Annotated in this window: 17 protein-coding genes and 2 pseudogenes; 13 read left to right on the plus strand and 6 right to left on the minus strand. The window is 30.2% G+C overall.

Annotation, left to right across the window (positions count from 1 at the left end; translation table 11 throughout):
- From HMPREF2647_RS04765 to HMPREF2647_RS04780, 4 genes and pseudogenes are all read right to left on the minus strand, one after another.
- Positions 1-527 (minus strand): LOG family protein (locus HMPREF2647_RS04765; RefSeq protein WP_070859601.1); only part of this gene is annotated, 527 nt, incomplete at its 3' end.
- Positions 524-985: a YaiI/YqxD family protein gene (locus HMPREF2647_RS04770; protein ID WP_017175979.1), complete on the minus strand. Its 462-nt coding sequence runs from the start codon at positions 983-985 to the stop codon at positions 524-526. The genes HMPREF2647_RS04765 and HMPREF2647_RS04770, both read right to left, overlap by 4 nt.
- Positions 986-1,008: 23 nt before the next feature.
- Positions 1,009-1,461 (minus strand): annotated as a pseudogene (locus HMPREF2647_RS04775) (hypothetical protein); the annotation flags it as partial.
- Positions 1,462-1,602: 141 nt separating this feature from the next.
- Entirely contained in the window at positions 1,603-2,472 is an 870-nt protein-coding gene (locus HMPREF2647_RS04780) for an undecaprenyl-diphosphate phosphatase (protein ID WP_019834913.1), read from the minus strand.
- A 286-nt stretch (positions 2,473-2,758) separates the two neighbouring features.
- Between HMPREF2647_RS04780 and HMPREF2647_RS04785 the strand changes: the two genes are divergently transcribed.
- A complete protein-coding gene (locus HMPREF2647_RS04785; protein WP_019834914.1) occupies positions 2,759-4,402 on the plus strand; it encodes an ABC transporter ATP-binding protein/permease in 1,644 nt (547 codons plus the stop codon).
- Positions 4,386-6,053, plus strand: a complete 1,668-nt coding sequence (locus tag HMPREF2647_RS04790) for an amino acid ABC transporter ATP-binding/permease protein (RefSeq protein ID WP_019834915.1) — start codon at positions 4,386-4,388, stop codon at positions 6,051-6,053. The genes HMPREF2647_RS04785 and HMPREF2647_RS04790 overlap by 17 nt, the downstream gene beginning before the upstream one ends.
- A gap of 115 nt (positions 6,054-6,168) precedes the next feature.
- On the opposite strand, the gene HMPREF2647_RS04795 is transcribed toward HMPREF2647_RS04790, so the two are convergent.
- Complete coding sequence (locus tag HMPREF2647_RS04795) at positions 6,169-6,606, minus strand: global transcriptional regulator MgrA (RefSeq protein WP_002449577.1); 438 nt, start codon at positions 6,604-6,606, stop codon at positions 6,169-6,171.
- A 222-nt stretch (positions 6,607-6,828) separates the two neighbouring features.
- Here HMPREF2647_RS04795 and HMPREF2647_RS04800 point away from each other — a divergent pair, with 222 nt between their 5' ends.
- The 3 genes from HMPREF2647_RS04800 (at position 6,829) to HMPREF2647_RS04810 (ending at position 9,689) form a co-directional block, all read left to right on the plus strand.
- Positions 6,829-7,752 (plus strand): CobW family GTP-binding protein, encoded by a 924-nt coding sequence (locus HMPREF2647_RS04800; protein WP_049415460.1) that lies wholly within the window; start codon positions 6,829-6,831, stop codon positions 7,750-7,752.
- A 122-nt stretch (positions 7,753-7,874) separates the two neighbouring features.
- Positions 7,875-8,174, plus strand: coding sequence for a hypothetical protein (locus HMPREF2647_RS04805; protein WP_019834917.1), 300 nt, complete (start codon positions 7,875-7,877; stop codon positions 8,172-8,174).
- Between the two features lie 141 nt (positions 8,175-8,315).
- Positions 8,316-9,689 carry a cryptochrome/photolyase family protein gene (locus HMPREF2647_RS04810; protein ID WP_070859604.1) on the plus strand — a complete coding sequence of 458 codons (1,374 nt, stop codon included), beginning with the start codon at positions 8,316-8,318 and terminating at the stop codon, positions 9,687-9,689.
- Positions 9,690-9,818: 129 nt separating this feature from the next.
- Here HMPREF2647_RS04810 and HMPREF2647_RS04815 read toward each other — a convergent pair whose 3' ends face one another.
- Positions 9,819-10,436 carry a DUF1361 domain-containing protein gene (locus HMPREF2647_RS04815; RefSeq protein WP_019834919.1) on the minus strand — a complete coding sequence of 206 codons (618 nt, stop codon included), beginning with the start codon at positions 10,434-10,436 and terminating at the stop codon, positions 9,819-9,821.
- A gap of 384 nt (positions 10,437-10,820) precedes the next feature.
- Between HMPREF2647_RS04815 and norA the strand changes: the two genes are divergently transcribed.
- The 8 genes and pseudogenes from norA (at position 10,821) to HMPREF2647_RS04855 (ending at position 20,083) form a co-directional block, all read left to right on the plus strand.
- A complete protein-coding gene (gene norA, locus HMPREF2647_RS04820) occupies positions 10,821-11,984 on the plus strand; it encodes a multidrug efflux MFS transporter NorA (RefSeq protein WP_049415454.1) in 1,164 nt (387 codons plus the stop codon).
- A gap of 167 nt (positions 11,985-12,151) precedes the next feature.
- Positions 12,152-12,637: a hypothetical protein gene (locus HMPREF2647_RS04825; RefSeq protein WP_049382110.1), complete on the plus strand. Its 486-nt coding sequence runs from the start codon at positions 12,152-12,154 to the stop codon at positions 12,635-12,637.
- A 145-nt stretch (positions 12,638-12,782) separates the two neighbouring features.
- Entirely contained in the window at positions 12,783-13,238 is a 456-nt protein-coding gene (gene ybaK, locus HMPREF2647_RS04830) for a Cys-tRNA(Pro) deacylase (protein WP_171991287.1), read from the plus strand.
- A 147-nt stretch (positions 13,239-13,385) separates the two neighbouring features.
- Entirely contained in the window at positions 13,386-14,132 is a 747-nt protein-coding gene (locus HMPREF2647_RS04835) for a DeoR/GlpR family DNA-binding transcription regulator (RefSeq protein WP_049415441.1), read from the plus strand.
- Between the two features lie 10 nt (positions 14,133-14,142).
- Positions 14,143-15,063: a 1-phosphofructokinase gene (pfkB, locus tag HMPREF2647_RS04840; RefSeq protein WP_019834923.1), complete on the plus strand. Its 921-nt coding sequence runs from the start codon at positions 14,143-14,145 to the stop codon at positions 15,061-15,063.
- A 5-nt stretch (positions 15,064-15,068) separates the two neighbouring features.
- Positions 15,069-17,039 (plus strand): annotated as a pseudogene (locus HMPREF2647_RS04845) (fructose-specific PTS transporter subunit EIIC).
- Between the two features lie 721 nt (positions 17,040-17,760).
- Complete coding sequence (locus tag HMPREF2647_RS04850) at positions 17,761-19,131, plus strand: hemolysin family protein (protein WP_048680802.1); 1,371 nt, start codon at positions 17,761-17,763, stop codon at positions 19,129-19,131.
- 112 nt (positions 19,132-19,243) lie between these two features.
- Positions 19,244-20,083 (plus strand): aldo/keto reductase, encoded by an 840-nt coding sequence (locus HMPREF2647_RS04855; RefSeq protein WP_017175966.1) that lies wholly within the window; start codon positions 19,244-19,246, stop codon positions 20,081-20,083.
- Positions 20,084-20,089 lie beyond the last annotated feature (6 nt).

The raw sequence follows: 20,089 nt of genomic DNA on the forward strand, positions 1-20,089 counted from the left end.
AATCCATCAATTAGAGCCTCTTTAGTGTCATATAAAGGTGCTAACTCTTTATATTTTTTATCGATAAAACCTTCTTCAATCATATGATCAATCAAAATTTGAAGCGGATTAAAGAATCCATTTAAATTAAAGATGCCGATTGGTTTTTGATGTATACCAATTTGTGCCCAGCTATACATTTCGAAAAATTCTTCAAGAGAACCAGCTCCTCCTGGTGCCATAACAAAAGCATCTGCTAATTCAGTCATTTTTTCTTTGCGTTCGTGCATTGAGTCTACAAGAATGAGCTCACTTACTTTTTGACTTGTAATTTCACGTTCATCTAACATTTTAGGCATCACTCCAATTGCACGGCCTCCGTAATCTAGTACGCCATCTTGAATAGCGCCCATGATACCTACTGAACCCGCTCCAAAAATGAGTTCATAACCTTGTTCAGCCATATATTTTCCTAATTGATATGCTTCTTTAACATAAATAGGATTATTCCCTTTACTTGCTCCACAATATACTGCTATACGTTTCATTTTGTATCCTCCATTAATTGATTAAGTAAGGTTTGAAAAACATCACAAAAATGCTGTCGGTCTGCTTTTGAAAAAGGGGAGGGTCCTTTATGACGTCCACCTTGTTTTCTAATTTGTGCATTATTATAACGCTGTTGAAGTAATATATCTATATTATTTTCGTTATAGATAAATCCTTTATGATGCATTATAATTCTAGCTTTCTTTAGTAACAAACTAGCTAATCCATAATCTTGAGTAATCACAATATCGCTAGTTGTTACAAGTTGTATAATTTTGTAATCCACTGCATCTGGTCCATCATCAACGTATAATATATTTACATGACTTGGATAATGAGAATGAGAAAAATGACTAAAGCTCCGTAAAATCGTAACAAAAAAGCCTGTCTCAGCTGTTAAATCAATAATTTCATTAACGACTGGACAAGCATCACCATCAACAAATATGGTTGTCATTATTTATTTGTAGCCTTTTCTGAATGTAACACTTTATCTTGAGTGATAATACTGTCGGCATTATAGTTATCATATTTCTTCATTTCTTTAATTCGCTGTTTTTCATTATGTTTTTGAATTTTTTCTTCTTCTTTATGACGTTTATCAATATTTTTTTGAAGCTTTTTCTCTAATTTAGAAGATTGTTTATGGTTCTTTTTAGCTAATTTTGATCCTTTTTTCTTAATATATTTAGGGTCATTTTCTTTAGCAATTTTTTTGAGTTCGCGCTTATTATCGAACTCTTGTTTTTTATCACCAAAGTAATCTTTAACATCAGATGCCTTATTTGCTACTGTATGTGTAGCATGTGAAGTTGCATGCGAAGCTTTTTGAACATCTGGATGAGACTTGATTTTTTTACGTTCTACAACTAGTGGTACGATAAATATCGGTAACACGTTAATTACTGTTTTAATAACTTGTTTTTTGTCCATACTCGTTGCCTCCATAAAATTTTCTTTCTCTTTCATTACCCTATGATACAGGAATTCAAACGATTGCACTGGATTAAAATAGTGATTTAAAATTTTTATAAAAAAACACTAAAATTCAAAAAGAATTTTAGTGTCATATCATTAAATTCCTTTACCAATACCGAATCCGAAATAAAGAATAGCAATGAAAATAACTAATACGATTCGATAAATCGCAAATGGTACTAACTTCACTTTATTAATTAAATGTAAGAACGTTTTAATAGCGATTAAACCGACAATAAATGCTGCTAAGAATCCAATGATATAAAATGGGACATGTGCAAGATCAATATATTGATAATTTTTAAGTAATGATAATGCACTTGCTGCTAACATAATTGGGACTGCCATAATAAATGTGAAATCAGAAGCAGATTTATGATTGAGTTTCATTAATACCCCAGTAGAAATTGTTGATCCAGATCTACTGAAACCAGGCCACATTGCGACTGCTTGAGAAATACCAATGACAAATGCTTGTAAATAATTAATTTGATCGACTGTTTGCGGATGTTTTACTTTAGTACTGTATTTATCAGCAATAATCATATAAATAGCGCCAATGAATAAACCAATCATTACAGTAGGTACACTAAATAAATGCGCTTCAATAAAGTCATCAAAAAGAACACCTAAAATTCCAGCTGGAATCATACCTATTAATACATGAAGTAAGTTCAATCGGCGAGGTTTAGAACGCATTCCCTCACTATGAGCAACGTGTTTGTATTTTCCAATATGTAACATTTCGAAGTAACGTTCACGGAACACCCATGCAGCAGCAAAAACAGAACCTAGTTGAATGACAATTTTAAAAGTAAAAGCTGAATGAGAACCTAAAAATTGAGACGATTTTAACCACATATCATCTACAAGAATCATATGTCCAGTAGATGAAACAGGAGCAAATTCAGTAAGACCTTCTACAATACCTAAAATTAACGCCTTAATAAATTCAATAATTATCATAAGTAACCTCTTTCTTTTATGTAAAAAATGAACTTTTATTTATGCTAAATATTTTATTTTAAAAAATTCACTTTATTATCATAGCATATTGAAATAATAATTTACTAATAATTACCGGTGCATATGACAATAATGTCATGTTGTTTTGAAATAAAATATTATTTTGTTGTATTGTGTGGAAGATGATGAATTCAAAGAAATGACATAATATTGTCACTTAACTTTGAAATCAATTAAATGATTATTTGTGATCAAGCTTCTATAATAAAGCATTAGGTGAAGAAAGTTGAAAAATTTAATGAGTTTAGTCTTTAAATATAAATTATTTCCAATTTTTATGGGAATGACTAGTGTATTGTTAGCCATATGTGTAGTGATTCAAAATATTGGAATTGCTGAGTTTTTGAATCAAGTCTTGTACCACAAGCTTTCATCTATCTATTCATTGTTATTTACTATTTTAATTGTATTAATTTTGAGAGTAACGTTTAATATGTTGAATCAACGATTAGGGGATATTTTAGCTTACAAAGTTAAACATGACCTTCGTCAAAAAATAATAACAAGTAAGTCTAAAGCTTCAATTGGCGTACAAACAAACATTTTAACTGAAGTTATAGATGGAATTACACCCTTTTTTAATAATTACTTGCCGCAAGTGTTTAAATCTATGTTCATACCACTCGTCATTATTAGTGTAATGTGTTTTATACATCTTAATACTGCTATTATTATGGCGGTTACTGCACCATTTATTCCATTGTTTTATATTATTTTTGGCTTGAAAACACGAGACGAATCTAAAGAACAAATGATGTATTTAAATCAATTCAGCCAACGCTTTTTAAATATAGCTAAAGGTTTGATTACTTTAAGACTATTTAGACGAACAACGGAGACGGAAAATCGTATTTATAGAGAGAGCACACACTTTAGGGATTTAACGATGAAAATTTTGAAAAGTGCATTTCTATCTGGTCTTATGCTTGAGTTTATAAGTATGTTAGGTATTGGTTTAATTGCACTAGAAGCGACGTTAAGTTTAGTCGTGTTTCACCATATCAATTTTAAAATTGCTGTAATTGCGATTATTTTAGCACCAGAATTTTACAATGCAATTAAAGATTTAGGTCAAGCCTTCCATACTGGTAAACAAAGTGAAGGAGCAAGTGATATTATTTTTGATTTTTTAAATAATATTGAAGAATCAAATATTAACACGCCTACCATAAATCAGAATCAGCAAAATCAAATTTACTTCGATAAAGTAAGTTATCAATACCCTAATACGACCCTATATGCATTAAAAGATATAACTTTTTCAATCAATCAAGGAGAAAACATTGCAATTGTTGGTCCCAGTGGTGCTGGAAAATCCACACTAGCGAATCTGATTAAGCAAATGATAACACCTACAAAAGGTCGTATTATATTTAATTCTGAAGTTACAGATATAGGTATGTTAAACCAACATCCATATATTTTTTCGGCGTCTGTTAAAGATAATATTACAATGTTTAATGAGGTTTCAGATGAAAAAATTTTACAAACTTTAGAAACAGTAGGACTTAAAGAAAAGATTTTAAGCTTAAATAAAGGAATTCACACTGTAATTGGTGAAGGTGGGGAAATGTTATCTGGAGGTCAAATGAGAAGAATAGAACTTTGTAGAGTACTATTACTACGTCCAAGTATTCTAATATTTGACGAGCCTACTACAGGTTTAGATATTGAAACTGAACGTATTGTTCAACAAACATTAGAGCATAACTTTAAGCATGCTACTACAATTACAATCGCGCATCGTAATTCGACTATACGTCGTGCAACACGACGTTTATATGTAAAAGAAGGTCATCTTATTAAAGATGATAATCAAATTTCTACGCAATTAAATAAGGTGGTGAATAAAGATGAAACCACATATTAAATTTCATTTAGATAAAGATTTATTTTTAGCTATATTAGTCAGCATTACTGGAAGCCTAATAGCACTTACAATGTTCTTCCTAAGTGGATATATGGTAACTCAAAGTGCACTAGGCATGCCTATTTACGCATTGATGATACTTGTCGTTTCTGTAAAATTATTTGGATTTTTACGTGCTATTACGCGATATGTTGAAAGATTATTATCCCATCGAACTACATTTACAATGTTAAGGAATATAAGAGTACAGTTTGTAAAGCAACTTTTTCCAAGAGTGCCTAATATTTATCGTAAATTTAGATCGAGCGATTTAATCTCAAGAATGGTTAATAAGGTGGAGTCACTGCAAAATATATATTTACGTGTATATTATCCCCCTTTTGTAATAGGTTTAACTGCGCTAATTGCTGCTGTTGCATTAATTTATTTTAGTATTGCTCATGCTATATTAATTGTCATAAGTATGCTATTTTATTTATGGATTATACCATGGTTAAGTGCTAAGCGTGTACGTATACTTAAACAACAAGTTACTACTCATGAACAAAAAATGTTGGCTGAGTTTTATGATTATAAAGCGGGTTATCAAGAGTTAATTACTTTTAATCAACAAGATGCATATAAAAAGAAAGTCGTTAAATCATTAGAATATTATGATAGGTTACAAGCTAAAGAAAATCGATTTTTAACATTTTATGATTATATATTGAATCTCATTTCTATTGTAACGATTTTTTTAAGTTTAGCTTTAGTCGTGATACAAATTGAACATGGATATTTAGATGTTATATATGTAACGAGTATGATATTAATGATTTTAACTTTGTTCGAACAGGCTATTCCAATGAGTAATTTTGCTTATTATAAGGCAGATACAGATCAAGCATTAACGGATATTAATGAGGTGTTTAATTCTTCGATAACTACACCTAAGTTAAATGTACAGACAAAACAAGAACCTGTATTTAGTATTTCTAATCTAAACTTTAAATATTTTAATCAAGAAACATTAGTATTAAACGATATTAATTTAACCATCCATAAAGGTGAAAAAGTAGCTATCATTGGACCTTCTGGTTCAGGAAAAAGTACGTTAATGCAACTGCTATGTGGTTTATATGAAACAGAAGAAGGTAGTGTTGAGTTGTATGGTCAACCTATTACTCAAATTAATGAAAACGATAGATATAATGAAATCAATGCGTTATTACAATCTCAACAAATATTTGATGGTACTGTCAGAGAAAATTTATTATCTAATCAAAAAGATGAAAACTTAATCGATGTCTTAAATATGTTGAATTTAAGTTACTTAAATTTGAACACTCAATTGACTTTAGATGGAACTTCTTTATCTGGCGGTGAAATTCAACGTTTATCTTTAGCACGTTTATTTTTAAAATCGTCTAACATTTGGCTATTAGATGAGCCAACTACAGCGCTTGATGAAGATAATACGAACAATGTAATGAAAGAAATTAACAAGCGAGCAGAAACATTAGTTGTTGCTACACATGATTTAGACTTACTTCCATATTTCGATACCATTATCGTAATGGTTGAAGGTGAGGTTGTTGAGTACGGAGATTATGTATCATTAAGTCAAAATAAGGGGTATTTAAATCGCATGATTCATATTAATACATTATAAAATAAAAAACCTGAGATAGCTTTAAAGAATGATCTCAGGTTTTTCACTATTGATAAATATATAAATTACATTTTGAAATGAATAACTTTAATTAGTTTAGTACTAGCATGTCACATTATTTGTTTTCGGTAAAAGCAGTAATAATTTTACCTAATAGACGATTAAGTTCATGGACTTCATCGTTACTCAAAGAAGAAGCAATGGCAACTTTTTGAGATGCATCACTTAGTTCAGGTTTAATATTTTCACTTTTTTCAGTAAGATGAATAAATACTTCACGTTGGTCAATTTCAGAACGTTCCCGTTTAATTAAATCAACGTTTTCCATTCTTTTTAGTAAGGGTGATACTGTACCTGTATCTAAAGCTAATTCAGTGACTACTTTCTTAACATTTACAGGCGATTCTTCCCATAAAATGCTTAAAACTAAGAATTGTGGGTAGGTAAGATTGTACTTTTTAAAGACTTTGTTTGAATAGTAGCGATTTACTTGTCTTTGTGCATTGTACAAACTAAAACAAAGTTGCTCTTTTAAATTGTGTTGTTCAGACATTAAAGTTCTCCTCCAGACATTTATCCGTTTCTCTTTATTTCGGATTAAAGTTCGTCTATGTTGTGTAAAATATAAATTATCACACACTTCATTTCAATGCCATGCTAAAATTAAAGTATGCTTAAATTTTAGAAGAAAACGATATTTTAATCAAGTGTAATCTAACGTACATTTTTATAATATTAATTTCAAATACATTTTATATAGAAATGAGTTTTTAAAATGATAAATAATAAAAATAAAAAAATATCTATTACAATTATTAATGGCTTTTTAGGAAGTGGTAAAACTACATTTTTGAATAATTATATACACCAATTATTAAAAAAAGATAAGAAAATAACAATTATTATGAATGAATTCGGTTCTTTTGAGGTTGATAGTTTACTTATCGAAGAAGATATTACTGTAAAATCATTAATCAATGGATGCGTATGTTGTGACTTAAATAATGATTTAGTATTACAGTTACAATCACTGATTAAAGAAGGTGTAAGTCAACACATTCTTATTGAATCGACTGGAATTGCACATCCTTTAGAAGTCTTTGCAGCGTGTCAAGATCCAACAATAGTTAATGACGTGGAAATTCCTAAAATAATAGGCCTTGTTGATGCGTTAAGATTTAATAATAGAATGAAATATACGGCAGAAACGAATGAGTTAATGGAAGAACAAATTAAATATAGTGATGTAATTATTCTTAATAAAATGGATTTAGTGACACAAGTAGAATTAGAAAATATAAAAAAACAATTGGCTTCTATTAATAATAAAGCAACGATTTACGTGACTACATATAGTAAATTAGATGACGTAGTAGTGAAAAATAAATCTACTGATATTAATAGGCATGTTCATGTCCACCATCATAATGTACAATCTATGAAATATACGTTTAGCGCTCCTATTGATCGACAATTATTTTACCAATTTATAATGCGTTTGCCAGATGAAGTATTCAGATTAAAAGGATTTGTAAAATTTAAAGATCAATTGGATGCAATATACGAATTCCAATTTTCAATGGGATTACCTACTTATGGAATAACTGATAGAGAAGTGCCATTAACGATTGTTATTATTGGTGAAATGCTTGATACAACACGTTTGAAAAACCAATTAGAAATGATTCAATTTACTTAAAATGACTCCTTAATTTTTATGTGAGTGGTTATGAGTATTCTAAATTTCTAATAAATATGTCACAGTCTTGTCATGAGAATAAAAAAATAAATCATTTATAATAGAATAAGGAGGATATATTAATGAATCATAATGAAGATAAACGTACTAAACAAATTCGCTTTGAGTTTAAGTGGATTACAATCCCATATTTAATTTTTGCAATTATTATTCTATTGTTAAATATCTTTTTTACAAATATAAAAATCACAATGACACTATTTGGATTGTTCTTTGCTTATAATTTAGGAATATTATTTATCGCATTTATTAATAAGTACAAACGTACACTCATATTAACGCTAATTTTAACTATTTTAAGTGCAGCAACTTTCTTTACTTTATTATACGTTTTTGGACTTAATCGAGAAATATTTGGTTAATAAAAGTATGAATCACATCATATAAATCAAGTAAAAGGAGTCACTTTAGAATTTGTATTGAATTCTGTAGTCACTCCTTTTAATTTTAAGATAAATAGGGTAGTTAAATTATTAACAAATCCTCAGGCTAGGAGTGAAAGTATGAATATTGGCGTCATTCTCAATAGAGTATTTAGAATAAATAATAATCCATTATTCGAATATATTAATCAACAAAAAGATGACATTGATAAATGTTATCTTATAATTCCTAAGGAAACATTTGAAGAGGAAGGTACAGATAAAAAAGCAAACTATTATTATGGCACTTTAGAAAAATTTTTATATCAGTTGAAAGAACATCATATAGAGCCATATGTCATCAATTACAGTGAACTAGGTATGTTTTGTACTGAACATGATATTAAAGAAATAGTTATGGCGGGCGATATCATGAGTTATCATCAAGAAAGATATGATATTCGACACTTAAAACAAGCGTTTAAAAAGCACGATATATCCGTAATAACTATTAACGTTAATCATCATTTTAAGCCAAGTAACACGATGAATCAGCAAGGACAACCATATAAAGTATTTACAAGTTTTTATAAAGCACACCGTTCAAAACTTAGACAGCATTCTTCGTATCAATATCATTTAAGTGATATCGCTAATAAATGTAGCCAATCACAACAAACTATAACTAATGATTATCATCATGATGGACAATCAGAAGATCAAGCGTTAAACAATTGGCAGGATTATTTAAATCATAGTATTCAAAACTATAAAAAGGATAGAGAGTATCTTCCAGAAGTACTCACTAGTCAATTGAGTATTGCTCTAGCATATGGTCTGATAGATATTAAACAAATTATTACAGATTTATTAGAACGATATGAGGAAAATGAAAATAATTACGAAAGTTTTATTAGAGAAGTAATGTTTCGTGAGTTTTATTATGTTCTTATGGCTCAATATCCTCATAGTGCACATGAAGCATTTAATGAAAAATACCGTACTATACAATGGTCTTATAACAAAGAAGAGTTTAATCGCTGGTGTGAAGGTAAAACTGGTTTTCCTATTATTGATGCTGCTATGAATGAATTAAATGAGACAGGATTTATGCATAATCGCATGCGGATGGTAGTCTCTCAATTTTTAACTAAAGATTTGTTTATTGATTGGGCTTGGGGCGAAGATTATTTTAGAAAAAAATTAATCGATTATGATGCAGCTTCAAATGTACATGGTTGGCAATGGTCAGCTTCAACTGGGACAGATGCTGTGCCGTATTTTAGGATGTTTAATCCTACTAGACAAAGTGAACGTTTTGATAAAGACGCTTTATATATCAAAAAATATATTCCTATATTCGATCATGTGCCCGCAAAATTCTTACATCACCCATTTCAATATCAAACACAATTAGTAAAAAAAGGAATACAATTAGGTGAAGATTATCCTAAACCAATTGTAGATCATAAAGTTGCGCGCGAATATGTGATGACAATATTTAAAAATATATAAAAAAAGAGCTAGGGGAAGGAAACAGAGTTCACATTGAGTTCATGTTTCAACCCCTAGCTTTTTTAAATACATAACTAAACGTCTTATAAAATTTTTCTACATGAATAAACTGTATTAAATAGAAATATATCAATGTGCCATTCTTATCCCTTTAATGAATAATAAAATGACAAATTGAAGTAGCATCATTAATGAAATAAATATTAAACTACTACCATTTAAGGCACGAATGACTTCTGTGATAATAGTAAAGGGACGGGTAATTAAATGAACAGTATGAAATCTCAAAAATCTACCCATAAATATTCCTAAACCATTTAAAAACATAAGTGTTATTAATAAACATCGATTTAACCATAGCTTTGAAGTGAAATGAGATAAATGAACAAATATGAGAGCCATGCAATAAATCGCAAAAAATACACTTAACAGTAAGAAAGTAAAGTATAACCATTCTGTTAAATTAAGTTGAACGTAAAAATCAAATGTAAACTGATTAAGATGAATAAGATCAGTAACCATATAAAATGTATTGGGTACTAATAAAATAAAAATAAGAGCAAAAATAATAAATATAGGCCATTCAAATTTTTTTCTAGGTTTAAATAAATCTAATAAGAAACATAATTCAAGTGGAATGTAAGCTAAAAATAAATTCAAGCTTACAAAGTTAAATACACGTGTTTCAAATAAAGATATTACAAAAAGAATAATAAAATAGATTCTTGCAATATAACGTGAAGTCATAATATGCACTACTTTCTAACGATTTAGTTGAATTATTATAGTAAAGGTTAAAGGCGAAGTAATCAAGAAAAAAGAAGGTAGAATAATTAAAGTTAGAGAAGCATTAATAATTGTAAAATGGATGTGTAATCTGTAAGAAAAGAATCTCAATAATTTTAAATACGTGATGTCATATGTATCATTAAGATAATTTGATTATACATAACATAAATGTAAAATACTTTGAATAACTATTAAGTAAGTAAGATGGTATATTTTAAAATAAAAAATAATATATAATAGTATCTAAATGAAAAATTTAGAATTTTTAACTTTTCTCAGAATATGAATTAGATGAATTTCATTAAGAGTATTTAATTATAGATAAAAGAGAGGTGGTCTTATATGAAAAAGCAATTATTTACATTATATTTTAATATATTTTTAATATTTGTTGGAATTGGCCTTGTTATTCCTGTTCTTCCAGTATATTTGAAAGATTTAGGATTAAAAGGAAGCGATTTAGGAATTTTAGTAGCCATTTTCTCATTGTCCCAAATGATTATTTCTCCTTTTGGAGGAAGTTTAGCTGATAAATTAGGTAAAAAATTAATTATTTGTTTAGGATTAGTATTTTTTACGATCTCTGAGTTCTTATTTGCTATGAGTCATTCTTTTATACTTCTAATAGTATCAAGAATACTTGGAGGTTTTAGTGCAGGGATGGTAATGCCTGGTGTAACAGGAATGATTGCAGATATTTCTAAAGCTAAAGATAAAGCAAAAAATTTTGGTTATATGTCTGCAATTATTAACTCTGGTTTTATTTTAGGACCAGGAATTGGTGGTTTTTTAGCAGAAGTATCACATCGTCTTCCATTTTATTTTGCAGGTGCACTAGGTGTTATGGCGTTTGTTATATCTGTAATATTGATTCGACAATCACAAAATACAGTGGAAAGTCATCATATTCACTTTGAAACAAAAGAACTTTCTAAAATTCAATGGGGTGTTTTTATTACTCCAATTATCTTAACGTTTGTACTTGCTTTTGGTTTGTCTTCTTTTGAGACGTTATTTTCTCTATATACTTCAGCGAAAGCAAACTACGCACCTGGCGATATTTCAATTGCTATTGTAGGTGGTGGTGTTGCAGGAGCAGTATTCCAAATTTTCTTTTTTGATAAATTTATGAGATATACCACTGAACTTACATTTATTACTTGGGCATTATTATATTCTGTCATTGTTATATTTAGTCTTATAATCGCTCATAGTTACTGGTCAATTATGTTAATTAGTTTTATTGTCTTTATTGGATTTGATTTAATTCGACCAGCGCTAACTAATTATTATTCAAATATAGCGGGTAATCGACAAGGTTTTGCTGGAGGACTTAATTCTACATTTACAAGTATGGGTAATTTTGTAGGCCCATTGGTAGCAGGTTCATTATTTGATGTTAATATTGAATTTCCTTTATATATGTCTATTATTGTAATGTTATTTGGGATAGTAATTATTTTCATAGAGAAAAATTTAAAGTTAAATCGTAGCGGATGTGATTAAATAAGTTTTATATATTTTATATAATAGAAATGTAACAATAAAAAGTCGTTAGGTAATATAACTGTTACAAAGATTACAATTATTTTAAATTGCCTTCTATTGAATTATTTTATCTATATTTGTATGTTAAGATATAAAAAAATTCAAAGAGAAGTGTGGGTAAGGAGATGAATTTAAAAAATATATTGTTAAGTGTGGTAGCTATCATTTTATCAATTTGTTTGGCATTTCTATTATTTATCGCAACGAATCAAAATGCCTTAGCTAAGGTACATCGAACAATTTCTACTTTTTCAAAAGTTGGAAGTATTGTCGAAACTGAAAATATATTAAATATAAACAGCAATCACACCGCCGAAGCTTCTGAGAAAGATCAAACACAACGCAAAGCAGACATTCGTCAAAATCAAAACGTTAACTATAGGTTAAATGAGAAAGCTCAAGAAAAATATTTATATTCAACAGAGGAATGTAAAACGATAGCTGAAAATTATATGCAACAAAATTATAAAGAGCCTGTAAAGTTAGAGCGTTTGAATGAAACTAATCAATCCATCACTTTTGAAGCGTATCCAAAAAACAAAAAAGCTGAAGATATAACAATTAATAAAATGGGTAAAGTTGAGATCATTTCTGTAAATAATGTTAAATAAAAATGTAAAGTAAGATTAGAGTAGGAAAGTGAAATCTAAAGATTTCTATCTTACTCTATTTTTTATTAGTCAAAAAGAGTAGTAAAATGGGATATATAAAGAAGATAAATGAGGTGTTACATTGAAACATAAGAAAACTAATGCAATGAGAATGCTTGAGAGAGCCAAGATTAATTATTCAGTAAATACATTTGAAATAGGTGAAGAACATTTAGATGGAGAAACAATTGCGGAATTAGTGCATGCGAATGTGAAAGACGTTTATAAAACATTAGTATTAGAAAATGCTAATCATGATCATTTTGTATGTGTTATACCAGTCAGTGAAACATTAGACTTAAAAGAAGCGGCACATGTCATAGGTGAAAAGAAACTTAATTTGATGCCGATGGATGATTTAAAAAAAGTTACTGGTTATATAAGAGGAGGGTGTTCTCCAATAGGAATGAAACATTCGTTTCCAACGATTATTGATGAGTCAGCTTTATCACGAGACAAAATCAATGTGAGTGGTGGTCAACGAGGCATGCAAATTATACTTGAACCTAATGATTTAATTGCAGTTACACAGGCACAAACAGCGCGTATTACTCAACATTAAATGTATTAGCAGAGTGAGCAATGATATACATTGTGAACACTCTGTTAATTTTTCGATTTTTTGAACGTTTTTGAACGTTTTTGATAATTTTTGATTGAAATATGTAAGCGCGAACACTATAATAAAAGTTGTAAAGGAGTGTTAAAGATGATCTCTGAAAAACGACAAAGTTTAATTTTACAAGAACTTAAGAAAAAAGATTTTTTATCACTCCAAGAGTTAATTGAACGAACAGGTTGTAGTGCTTCAACTATAAGAAGAGATTTATCAAAGTTACAACAACTTGGACGTCTTCAACGTGTTCATGGTGGTGCGACACTTAATAGTCATAGAAATCAAGAACCCATTTTATCTGAAAAACTGTCTACAAATCTAAAAGAAAAAAAAGAAATTGGAAGAAAGGCAGCTTTGCTCATTGAAGATAATGATTATATTTTTATGGATGCAGGTTCTTCTACAATTGAGATGATTCCATTTATAAAAGCACAAGATATCGTAGTGGTTACAAACGGATTGTCTCACGTTGAAAGATTACTTCAGCGAGGTATTAAAACTTTGATGATTGGTGGAGAAGTAAAAGCTACCACTTTTGCTACTGTAGGAGCAAGTGCCCTTGAAGTTTTAAGACGTTATTGTTTTGATAAAGCTTTCATAGGTATGAATGGCTTAGATTTGAATCATGGATTAACCACACCGGATGAAAAAGAAGCATTAATTAAAGAAAGAGCAATACATCAAGCAACCACATCTTATGTTTTATTAGACCATTCAAAATTAGATGAAATATATTTTGCGCATGTCTCAACCAAATCTTGCCATGTTGAGTACATCGTATCTGAGCAATTACGTCATCATAATCGCTACAACGAATACAAAGAGAAATACCATTTTTAGGAGGTTAATTATGATATATACAGTGACATTTAATCCCTCTATTGATTACATCATGTTTACTGATGGATTTGAGCTAAAAGGACTTAATAGAGCTAGAGAAACATACAAATTTGCTGGAGGAAAAGGTATTAATGTTTCTCGCGTGTTGAAAACCTTAGATGTTTCGTCTACGGCATTAGGATTTGCTGGAGGTTTTCCTGGGGAATTTATTTCTAGTATCTTGGAACAAAGCGATATTAATACGGAGTTTATTAAAGTAAATGAAGATACTCGTATTAATGTTAAATTAAAATCTGGCGATGAAACTGAAATTAATGCACCTGGTCCGAATGTGACTTCTGATCAGTTTGAAGCATTATTAAATCAGATTAGACATACTTCTAAAGAGGACACTGTCATTGTAGCAGGAAGTGTTCCAAAAAGTATTCCGAGTGATGCTTATGCTCAAATTGCAAAAATCACTCAAGAAACAGGTGCAAAATTAGTAGTGGATGCTGAAAGAGATTTAGTTAATACAGTGTTAGAATATCATCCTTTATTTATTAAACCGAATAAAGATGAATTAGAAGAAATGTTTGATGTCACAATTAAATCTGATCAAGATGTCGTTAAGTATGGTAGAGAAATAGTAAAAAATGGATCTCAATCTGTCATTATTTCTTTAGGTGGAGATGGTGCCATATATGTTGATGAGACAAGAAGTATTAAAGCCCAAAATCCTAAAGGTGAAGTTGTAAATACAGTAGGATCTGGTGACAGTACAGTTGCAGGTATGGTAGCGGGTCTTGAGTCGGGACTCTCACTTGAAGAAGCATTTCGCCAAGCAGTAGCTTCAGGTACGGCTACAGCATTTAATGATGACTTAGCATTAAAAGAAGATATAGAAAAAATCAAGTCACAAGTTACAATTTCTGTACTTGATGGGGAGTGATAGAGATGAGAATAACAGAATTACTTACTAAAGAAACAATTGCTATGGATTTATCAGCTAGTGATAAAAATGGCGTCATTGATGAATTAGTTAATCAATTAGATTCAGCTGGTAAATTAAGTGATATAGCTCAATTTAAGGAAGCGATTCATAATCGTGAGTCACAAAGCACAACGGGAATTGGTGAAGGAATAGCCATTCCACATGCTAAAGTAGCAGCAGTGAAATCACCTGCGATTGCTTTTGGTAAATCAAAAGAAGGTGTGGACTATCAAAGTTTAGATGGCCAACCTGCACATTTATTCTTTATGATTGCAGCGCCAGAGGGTGGTGCACAAACACATTTAGATGCATTAGCTAAATTGTCAGGTATTTTAATGGACGATAAAGTAAGAGAAAATTTATTACAGGCTAATTCAGAATAAGAAATACTTCGTATTATTGATAATGCTGATGACGAAGCGACTAAAGAAGAAGAAAAAGAAGCTCAAGAGCAAGAGGCTGAAGCACAAGCAACAACTGGTGCATCAGCGAATGATAATGCTAACGAATCTTACGTTTTAGCTGTAACAGCGTGTCCAACAGGTATTGCACATACGTATATGGCCCGTGATGCTTTGAAAAAACAAGCAGAAAAAATGGGAGTTAAAATAAAAGTTGAAACAAATGGTTCAAGTGGTATTAAAAACCATTTAACTCAACAAGATATTGAACGTGCAACTGGGATTATTGTAGCTGCCGATGTTCATGTAGAAACAGATCGTTTCGATGGTAAAAATGTAGTTGAGGTTCCAGTAGCAGACGGGATTAAACGTCCTGAAGAGTTAATCAATACAGCACTTGATACAAGTAGAAAACCATTTAAAGCACATGGTGGACAAAGAAATACAGATAAAGATAGTAATGATGAAAAATTAAGTCCAGGTAAAGCATTTTATAAACACTTAATGAATGGTGTTTCTAATATGTTACCACTTGTTATTGCTGGTGGTATCTTAATGGCGATTGTATTCTTATTTGGTGCCAACTCATTTGATCCAAAAAGCCCTGAACATAATGCGTTTGCAGAACAATTGTGGAATATTGGTAATAAGAGTGCCTTTGCATTAATTATTCCAATCTTAGCTGGTTTCATTTCTCGTAGTATTGCAGATAAACCAGGTTTTGCAGCTGGCCTAGTTGGCGGTATGTTAGCAATTTCTGGTGGCTCTGGATTTATCGGTGGTATTATTGCTGGTTTCTTAGCGGGTTATTTAACACAAGGTATCAAATATATTACTCGTAATTTACCTCAAGCAGTTGAAGGTTTAAAACCAACATTAATTTATCCACTATTAAGTGTGACGATTACTGGATTATTAATGATTTATGTATTTAATCCACCTGCAGCATGGTTAAACAATCTATTATTAAATGGTTTAAATAGTTTATCTGGTTCTAACATTATGCTATTAGGACTAGTTATTGGAGCTATGATGGCAATTGATATGGGAGGTCCATTCAATAAAGCGGCCTATGTATTTGCGACAGCAGCTTTAACTGAAGGTAATGCTGCACCAATAACAGCAGCAATGGTTGGTGGTATGATTCCACCATTGGCAATTGCCACAGCAATGTTTATCTTTAAACGTAAATTTACAAAAGAGCAACGTGGCTCAATCGTACCTAACTATGTTATGGGTCTATCATTTATTACAGAAGGTGCTATACCTTTTGCAGCTGCTGACCCATTACGTGTGATTCCATCAATGATGGTTGGTTCAGGTGTTGCTGGAGCGATTGCATTAGGACTTGGTTCAAGAATTAATGCACCACATGGTGGTATCATCGTTATAGCAGCAACAGACTTTAGTCATATCATCCAAACTATCATTGCTTTAATTATAGGTACACTTGTTTCAGCAGTACTTTATGGTTTACTGAAACCAAAATTAACAGAACAAGAAATTAAAGCTTCAGAATCTATGGATGAATAATCAACATTGGTTTAATGAGCCTGAGACATAATGAGTTGTCTCAGGCATTTTTTATATATTAATATTTGTTAATTGAATCGAAAACGTGTTGCCTCAAAGCTATTTTAAGGAATACTAGCATCGAGATCTTTGTAAAAAAGGCAATATTCAAAGAAATTTGGATTGGGGCTTCAGCAAAAAGGGTTTCCTGAGAAACCCAACGCTCAACGAAAGCTGGGGTTACATTATCGAGGAGATTAACGAATTCTGTCCAATCTTTTATTATATAGTTAATATGTAATTAAAAAGATATAGCGATATATATACTTGACTATTACTATAGATTAGTTTTAAATGGGAATTTGAGTTTAAGAAACAAATAACCATCTTGGACTATTATTGCACTTTTATAGTGCTTAATTAAAAAATCCCTCATATATCGTTTTTCTGATTTTCTTAAAAATTTATTACAAGGACCATTGAAGTATATATGAAATAGTAGGAAGAAAATCAGTATATAATGCTTTTTAAATGATTTTAAATGTTAAAAGCTTTCTTATTCTTATTTAACCATTTAGTATAGAAATATGGTAAAATTAAAGTAATACATTTTTTTGGGGGTGTCTTGATGGGAAGGTCTTAACATGCTTTTATAACGGTGATAAGTATGACGTATTAAATTCGTGTTACTCATTAGAGACACATAATATTTGGAGGTGAATCCCTAGAAATAGGGAACTAATTGGAAACAGTGACCATAATTAATTTAGTAATATTTTTTCTATTAATCGCTTTAACAACTGTATTCGTTGGATCTGAATTTGCATTAGTAAAAGTACGTTCAACACGAATTGAACAACTTGCTGATGAAGGTAATGGAAGCGCAAAAATTGTTAAAAAGATGATTGCTAATCTTGATTATTATTTATCAGCTTGTCAACTTGGTATTACAGTTACATCTTTAGGTTTAGGTTGGTTAGGTGAACCGACATTCGAAAAACTATTACATCCACTTTTTAATATATTACATTTGCCAAGTGCAGTAACTACAACCATTTCATTTGTGATTTCGTTTATTGTTGTAACTTATTTACATGTAGTGTTAGGTGAGTTAGCACCTAAATCAATAGCAATACAACATACTGAAAAATTAGCATTAACTTATGCTAGACCATTATATTATTTTGGTAATGTCATGAAACCATTAATATGGTTAATGAATGGTTCGGCACGAGTAATTATTAGAATGCTTGGTGTTAATCCTGATGCGCAAGCAGATGCAATGTCTGAGGAAGAAATTAAAATTATTATTAATAATAGTTATAATGGTGGAGAAATTAATCAAACAGAACTGAATTACATGCAAAATATCTTTTCATTTGACGAAAGACATGCGAAAGATATCATGGTTCCACGTACACAAATGGTAACGTTAAACGAACCATTTAATGTTGACGAATTACTTGAAACGATTAAAGAACATCAATTTACACGTTATCCAATTACTGAAGATGGGGATAAAGACCATATAAAAGGTTTTATTAATGTAAAAGAATTTTTAACAGAATATGCTTCAGGTAAAACAATTAAAATCTCTAATTATATTCATGAATTACCTATGATTTCAGAAACAACTCGTATTAGCGATGCATTAGTTTCAATGCAACGTGAACATGTTCATATTAGTCTTATTATTGACGAATATGGTGGTACTGCTGGTATTCTAACAATGGAAGATATTCTTGAAGAGATTGTCGGTGAAATCAGAGATGAATTTGATGACGATGAAATAAATGATATTGTTAAATTAGAGGAAGATATGTATCAAATTAACGGACGTGTCTTACTTGATGATTTACATGAAAAATTTGATATCACTTTTGAAGATTCTGAAGATATCGATACAATTGGTGGATGGTTACAAGCACACAATACTAATCTTCAAGTTGAAGATTATATAGATACAAAATACGATCGATGGATTGTTTCTGAAATGGATAATCATCAATTGGTATGGGTTGTACTTAAATACCAATTTAATGAAACAAGACCTGTGATTAGTGATGAAGAGGAAGAAGAAAATCACGATCACAAACATGAATCGGATGAATAAAAATAAAGGCACTTGGGTATGTAAACCTAAGTGTCTTTATTTGTATGCGTAAAAGAAATTAAGTTATGCTATTTTTTAGTTGAGAAATTATATTGAATAGGATGTGGCACAAATGATAAATGATACACAAGTGTTAAATAATGGTTACCCAATGCCTAAAGTAGGACTAGGTGTTTATAAAATGGAAGATGATGAGATGGAAACCGCAGTACAAACAGCATTAGAAGCGGGATATCGTGCATTTGATACTGCTTATTTTTACGGTAATGAACAAGCACTAGGTAAAGCTTTAAACAACAGTGATATTGCAAGAGAAGACGTATTTATTACTTCTAAATTATGGAATGATTATCAAGGATATGATAATACATTAGAATATTTTAATAAATCTTTAGAAAACTTAGGATTGGATTACTTAGATTTATATTTAATTCATTGGCCATGTGAAAAAGATGGCTTATATATTGAATCTTATAAAGCATTAGAAAAATTATATAATGAAGGTAAAATTAAAGCGATTGGTGTATGTAACTTTAAACCCCATCACTTAGAAACTTTGATGAAAGAGACAACTATTGTACCTCAAATTAATCAAATAGAAGTTCATCCTTATTTTAATCAACAAGATGTACAAGATTATTGTGATAAACATGATATTACTGTTACAGCTTGGATGCCACTTATGAGAAATCGAGGATTATTAGATGATCCAGTAATTACAAAATTAGCAGAACAATATGACAAAACACCAGCACAAATTGTATTACGTTGGCATCTAGCCCATGACAGAATTATTATTCCTAAATCAAAAACGCCATCTCGTATTCGTGAAAATTATGATATTTTTGACTTTAATTTAGAACTTACTGAGATTGCGGAAATTGATAGTTTAAATAGAAATGCACGTCAAGGTAAAGATCCAGATGATGTAGCAATAGGTGATTTAAAATAATATAGT

It is taken from the genome of Staphylococcus sp. HMSC035D11, from assembly GCF_001836075.1.
In the GTDB taxonomy this organism is placed as follows: domain Bacteria; phylum Bacillota; class Bacilli; order Staphylococcales; family Staphylococcaceae; genus Staphylococcus; species Staphylococcus hominis.

Bases quoted from the DNA above. Each gene is read 5' to 3' on its own strand.
- HMPREF2647_RS04770 (WP_017175979.1), bottom strand. From the start codon at position 985: ATGACAACCATATTTGTTGATGGTGATGCTTGTCCAGTCGTTAATGAA.
- HMPREF2647_RS04780 (WP_019834913.1), bottom strand. From the start codon at position 2,472: ATGATAATTATTGAATTTATTAAGGCGTTAATTTTAGGTATTGTAGAA.
- HMPREF2647_RS04790 (WP_019834915.1), top strand. From the start codon at position 4,386: ATGAAACCACATATTAAATTTCATTTAGATAAAGATTTATTTTTAGCT.
- HMPREF2647_RS04795 (WP_002449577.1), bottom strand. From the start codon at position 6,606: ATGTCTGAACAACACAATTTAAAAGAGCAACTTTGTTTTAGTTTGTAC.
- HMPREF2647_RS04800 (WP_049415460.1), top strand. From the start codon at position 6,829: ATGATAAATAATAAAAATAAAAAAATATCTATTACAATTATTAATGGC.
- HMPREF2647_RS04805 (WP_019834917.1), top strand. From the start codon at position 7,875: ATGAATCATAATGAAGATAAACGTACTAAACAAATTCGCTTTGAGTTT.
- HMPREF2647_RS04810 (WP_070859604.1), top strand. From the start codon at position 8,316: ATGAATATTGGCGTCATTCTCAATAGAGTATTTAGAATAAATAATAAT.
- HMPREF2647_RS04815 (WP_019834919.1), bottom strand. From the start codon at position 10,436: ATGACTTCACGTTATATTGCAAGAATCTATTTTATTATTCTTTTTGTA.
- norA (WP_049415454.1), top strand. From the start codon at position 10,821: ATGAAAAAGCAATTATTTACATTATATTTTAATATATTTTTAATATTT.
- HMPREF2647_RS04825 (WP_049382110.1), top strand. From the start codon at position 12,152: ATGAATTTAAAAAATATATTGTTAAGTGTGGTAGCTATCATTTTATCA.
- ybaK (WP_171991287.1), top strand. From the start codon at position 12,783: ATGAGAATGCTTGAGAGAGCCAAGATTAATTATTCAGTAAATACATTT.
- HMPREF2647_RS04835 (WP_049415441.1), top strand. From the start codon at position 13,386: ATGATCTCTGAAAAACGACAAAGTTTAATTTTACAAGAACTTAAGAAA.
- pfkB (WP_019834923.1), top strand. From the start codon at position 14,143: ATGATATATACAGTGACATTTAATCCCTCTATTGATTACATCATGTTT.
- HMPREF2647_RS04855 (WP_017175966.1), top strand. From the start codon at position 19,244: ATGATAAATGATACACAAGTGTTAAATAATGGTTACCCAATGCCTAAA.